Source organism: Mucilaginibacter sp. P4_G9 (genome assembly GCF_056400985.1).
The window spans coordinates 1-2503 of record NZ_JBFUKF010000572.1 but is presented as its reverse complement, the minus strand read 5'-3'; the positions used below and the strand labels follow the sequence as shown (position 1 = coordinate 2503).

The following is a 2503-nucleotide window of genomic DNA, read 5'->3' as shown; positions in this document are numbered from 1 at the left end:
GTTATACATAGCTGTAATGCGTAAACTGGCCAATGATTATTTAAAGCTGCTGGAGGGTAAAATAGATTCTTTTAGTAATTTAAAAGAGGCCTTTGTTTTCCAGATCAATACCCATCATGATTTTATAGTGAGCAATTATAATTTTTTTGATTTTTTTAGGCTGAATGAGCAAAATTTGCCGGATACGATTTGGGAAATTGTTGAACAGGTGCATAAAGCTGAGCTTACCTTGTTGAATAATGCTATTAAGATTGAAATTGAAAGAGGTACTATAAAACCCATTGAAAATTCAGAAGAAATTGTAGATCTCCTTTTGGATGCCATGCACGGCATCAGGGTAGGAGCTATCTCGCAAAAGAAAAAAAGCTTTCCACCAAAAGAACACCTCGAGGAGATTCGCACCAAAAAGCTATTGCTCACCGATATATTTATTAAAGGGTTAATGTATTGTTAACGCAATCGACTAACCATCTTGCCTGTGTCAGCACCCCGTAAAAATACTCCCTTATCGGTAAAGTACCAGTATATTATAAATATCTTTGTTTAAACATTTAATTAATAGACTCTTGTAAAAGTATCTATATTAATTGTTATAAACTTCCTATATAATAAGAGGTGATTGTTTTAGAGTGATTTAGCCGGATAGAGATTTATTTTCATCCGGCTTTTTGTATTTAATATTGGGTGCATATCAGTATGAATTCTGGTGGTAACTGTGCAAAGTTCGTATTTATGATTTCTGCAGATGCGGCGGGGCCGCTGGAATATTTTTTTTGTTGATTGATATATTGCTCATGATATACGTAACCTAATGTTTCGTTAGTTGTGTTTTGTTTCGCTATCGTGAATCAATTGGTGCTGAAGCAATACAACAGATCGTCCTTCAACCTGTATAATATCTTTCGCGTTAAATGTGCCTTTAACTTCTTCGTTTGGGTTTTTATGTGAATCGATGAGCAGTTCCCAATCCCTTGCATATTCCTTTGCAGGTAACTTATAACTAAGCGGCGCATCGTGGGCGTTAAATATGATATAAAAGCTATCATCTACTACCTTATTGCCTTCAGCGTTTACGCTGTGTAACCCTAATCCGTTTAAAAAAACAGCAACAGATTTGGCAAAGTCGTGGTTCCAGTTATCCTCACTCATTTCCGATCCATCGGGCAAAAACCAGGCTATATCAGCTACTCCACTTTTTGTTTCAACCTCGCCTTTAAACCAGTTCTTCCTTGAAAATGAGGCATGTTCTTTTCGTAATTTAATTAGCTTACTGGTAAATTTCATCAAATCTTTATCCATGGTTTCCCAGTTGATCCATGAAATTTCATTATCCTGGCAATAGGAATTATTATTGCCATTTTGAGTGCGGCTCATTTCGTCACCGGCTATCAGCATTGGCACACCCTGAGACAGGAACAATGTTATTAGAAAATTACGCTTTTGTTTTTCACGCAGTTCATTGATATTTTCATCGTCTGTTGGCCCTTCAACACCGCAGTTCCACGAACGGTTATGATTTTCGCCATCATTATTATCCTCACCATTGGCCTCGTTATGTTTTTCATTATACGATACAAGATCATTCAGGGTAAAACCATCATGAGCAGTTACAAAGTTGATACTGGCCGATGGCCGGCGGTAGGATTTGTACAGATCAGAGCTGCCCGTTATCCGGTCGCCAAATTCGGCAAGGGAACTTTCTGTACCGCTCCAGAAATCGCGGATACTATCCCTGTATTTACCGTTCCATTCAGCCCAGCCCGACGGAAACTTACCTACCTGGTATCCACCTTCGCCAACATCCCAGGGTTCAGCAATCAGCTTCGCCTGCGATATGCACGGATCCTGGTGTATAATATCAAAAAAAGCACTCAGGCGATTCACCTCATGCAGCTCACGGGCCAGGGTAGCGGCAAGGTCAAAGCGGAAACCATCCACATGCATCTCCAGGATCCAGTAGCGCAGGCTATCCATCATCAGGCGCAGTACATTAGGTAAATTGGCATTTAGCGTGTTACCTGTACCGGTGTAATCCATGTAAAACCTTTTATCCTCGGTAAGGCGATAATAACTGGAATTATCAATACCGCGAAAGGAGAGGGTAGGCCCCATCTGGCTGCCTTCGCCTGTATGATTGTAAACCACATCAAGAATCACTTCAATACCTGCCTTGTGTAAGTTTTTAACCATGGTTTTAAACTCGGTTACCTGCTCGCCGCGTACCCCGCTGGAAGAGTACCGCGAATCGGGAGCAAAGAAACCGATGGTATTATACCCCCAGTAATTAGTAAGGCCTTTTTCAACTAAATGCCTATCGTTTAAAAAATGATGTACAGGCATTAGTTCAATTGCGGTTATCCCCAGGTCTTTCAAATATTTAATAGTTACCGGATGGCCAATGGCAGCGTACGTACCCCTGATCTCTTCAGGTATTTGGGGGTGCATTTTGGTGAAGCCTTTTACATGTGCTTCATAAATTATGGAGTTATAATATTCAATATTG

Annotated in this window: 2 protein-coding genes; one reads left to right on the top strand and one right to left on the bottom strand. The window is 40.2% G+C overall.

Annotation, left to right across the window (positions count from 1 at the left end; genetic code table 11):
- Positions 1-454 (top strand): hypothetical protein (locus AC1DPZ_RS25455; RefSeq protein WP_477408754.1); only part of this gene is annotated, 454 nt, incomplete at its 5' end.
- Between the two features lie 365 nt (positions 455-819).
- Here AC1DPZ_RS25455 and glgX read toward each other — a convergent pair.
- Positions 820-2503: glycogen debranching protein GlgX (glgX, locus tag AC1DPZ_RS25450; RefSeq protein WP_477408752.1), on the bottom strand; the 1684-nt coding region annotated here is incomplete at its 5' end.